General features: G+C 71.2%; 2 protein-coding genes. One reads left to right on the top strand and one right to left on the bottom strand.

Translation table 11 applies throughout. The features are described from left to right. Positions 1-332 precede the first annotated feature (332 nt). Positions 333-2405: a M23 family metallopeptidase gene (locus MKK55_RS03430; protein WP_243933298.1), complete on the top strand. Its 2073-nt coding sequence runs from the start codon at positions 333-335 to the stop codon at positions 2403-2405. Positions 2406-2433: 28 nt separating this feature from the next. Here the strand turns inward: MKK55_RS03430 and MKK55_RS03425 are convergent. Next, positions 2434-2890: glutamate--tRNA ligase family protein (locus tag MKK55_RS03425; protein WP_409566008.1), on the bottom strand; the 457-nt coding region annotated here is incomplete at its 5' end.

Raw genomic sequence — 2890 nt, 5'->3', positions numbered from 1 at the left:
CATCGCTCGTCATGTCGGTGGACCAAGTCCAGAACCGCGTCGCCGCCGCCCCGTCTCGATGAACAGGGGTATACGGACCGCTCAGACACCCGTCAACAGCCAAAACGGAACTTTCTCCGATTTCGACGACAGAACCACGACAGGCCGCCCGGACGGCCCTCCAGCGATCGTGAGGCGGGTGCGTTCGGCGTTTCGGGGTGAAGGGGATCCGCTCGACCGGAGGGAGGGGAAACGCGCTCGCGCGCGAGGCGCCTCAATCTCGACATGCTGCCCTTCGACATGCTGATGTCTTGGCGGCTGCGATGCCGCCCTCCTCCGACAAGGCGCTCTTGGTGAACCGCGACCGTCTCAAGATCGGCGAGGCCAGCGGCCCGCGGACCCTGCCGGGCTACGCCCACGGGATCCAGCCCGCCCTCGACCTGCTCGGACCGGATGCGACGCGCATCGATCGGCGCGAGGTGAACCTGCGCTGGCTCTGCGCCTCCGCCCTCACCGGCCTGACCGGGGCCGCGCTGATCGGCGCGGCGCTCCACGTCTCGCTGCAGGGCGAAGCCTCCTTCGCCGCGATCCCCGAGCGGGTGAGCATCCCCGCCCGGCCGCAGCCGAGCGAGGGCGGCGCCAATCTCGCGCGCAAGGGCGACCGGCTCGTGCGCAACCTCATGATCGCCTCGGCCAAGCAGAGCTTCCGCTCCCCGGTGACGGTACGGCTCGGCGATCGCGAGATCATCAAGGTCCGGCCCTTCGTCCGGATCACCACGGCGCTCTCGATGTCGACCGGGGTGTTCGCCAGCGACATCCCGAAATTCGATCCGATGAAGTTCGTGTCCGACGAGCCGCTCGAGCGCGCCGCCGATGCCGGCTCCGCCGACGCGCCGGGCGCCGAGGTCAGCGTGGTCAAGCGCGACCTCGTCGACGCGGCGGTCGAGGCCGGGGCGGCCGCGCTGTCGGACGACGACGTGACGGCGCAGGTCGAGGAGGAGCGTCGCAGCACCGCGGAGGCCGGCCGGCGCACCGCGATCCCGATCGCGCCGCAGATCCTCCTGTCGCGCACGCTCCAGGGCGCGACGGCACCCGACTTCGACGGCGGGGCCAAGGACGGCGGCCCCAAGGCCGGCAATGCCGCCGACGGCAACCCGTTCAAGTCGATCGAGGTGCTGGTCGTCCCCGAGAACGTGACCAAGCTCGCCAAGGTCGAGCTGCGCCCCAACGAGACGCCGATCGTCGAGGAGCGCGACCTCGCCCTGAAGCGCGGCGACACGCTGGAGGCGGTGGTGCGCACCACCGGCTTCGCCTCCGAGGACCAGATCCGCGGCATCGTCACGGCGCTCGGCGGCAAGGCCAAGACCGGCGCGCTGGCCGAGGGCCAGCAGTTCCGGCTCCAGATCGCGCCGGGCGCGAAGCCGGGCGATCCGCGGCAGGTGACCCGCGTGGTGCTCTACGGCGAGGGCGGGATCGAGGGGATCGCCGCGATCAACGACCGCGGGGCCTTCGTCTCGGTGGCCCCACCGCCGGAGGACACGCCCTCGCAGAAGCCCGCCGCGAGCGCCGAGAATTCAGAGGACGAGGACGAGGACGGCGGCTCGGGCCCGCGCCTCTACCAGAGCCTCTACGAGACCGCGGCCCGGCACGACCTGCCGCGGGCGACCGTCGAGGACATCGTGCGGGTGTTCAGCTACGATCTCGACTTCCAGCGGCGGATCTCGGCCGGCGACGGCCTCGACGTGTTCTACACCTACGACGAGGATGCCGGCGCCAGCGCCGACCGGCCGGACCTGCTCTACGCCTCGCTCAACCTCGGCGGCGAGAGCCGCAAGGTCTACCGCTTCCAGTCGCCCGACGACGGCTCGATCGACTACCTCGACGACCAGGGCCGCTCGCTCAAGAAGTTCCTGATCCGCAAGCCGATCGCCGACGGGATCATGCGCTCGGGCTTCGGCTACCGCCGCCACCCGGTGCTCGGCTACGCCAAGCTCCACACCGGCGTCGACTGGTCGAACCCGATCGGCACGCCGATCGTGGCGGCCGGGAACGGCACCGTGATCCGGGCCGAGATGACCTCGGGCTACGGACGCCGGGTCGAGATCCAGCACATCAACGGCTACGTCACCACCTACAACCACATGTCGCGGTTCGGGCGCGGCGTCACCGAAGGCGCGCGGGTGCGGCAGGGCCAGGTGATCGGCTATGTCGGCTCCACCGGGCTCTCCACCGGCGCGCACCTGCACTACGAGGTCATCATCAACGGCCACTTCGTCGACCCGATGAAGATCCGCGTGCCGCGCGGGCGCGAGCTCGACGGGCGGATGCTCGCCGAGTTCAAGCGCCAGCGCGAGCAGATCGACGCGGTGATGCAGAAGTCGAAGAGCGCCACCGCGATGGCGCAGCGCGACGCGGCGGTGCGCTGAGGCGGCCTTCCCACGGCGAGCCGGCGCTTCAGGCGAAGCCGAGCGCCGCGCGGATCGTCTCCGGTGTTTCGCCCCGCGCGCCCCGGTCGGCGAGGGTCTCAGACCCCTTCGACTTCGCGAGCTTGCCCCCGTCCGGGCCGAGGACCAGGGCGTGATGGTGGTAGCGCGGGGTCGGCAGGCCGAGAAGCGCCTGGAGCAGGACGTGCAGGTCTGTCGCCGCCTCGAGGTCGCGGCCGCGGACCACGTGGGTGACGCCCTGATGCGCGTCGTCGACCACGACGGCGAGGTGGTAGCTCGTCGGCACGTCGCGGCGGGCGATCACGGCATCGCCCCAGCGGGCGGGATCAACGACCCGGACCATCTCGTGAAACGCGCCCTCTCCTCCCCCCTGAAGCGGGTCGGGAGAGGGAAGCGACGATGCCTGAAAGGGCGCTCCCCTCTCCCGACCCTCGCCGACGCGAGGCCCACCCTCCCCCGCACCCAAG

This window comes from Methylobacterium sp. J-059, assembly GCF_022829485.1.
Classification (GTDB): domain Bacteria; phylum Pseudomonadota; class Alphaproteobacteria; order Rhizobiales; family Beijerinckiaceae; genus Methylobacterium.
The sequence above is the reverse complement of the archived record's forward strand: the minus strand, read 5'-3'. Positions and strand labels throughout refer to the sequence as shown.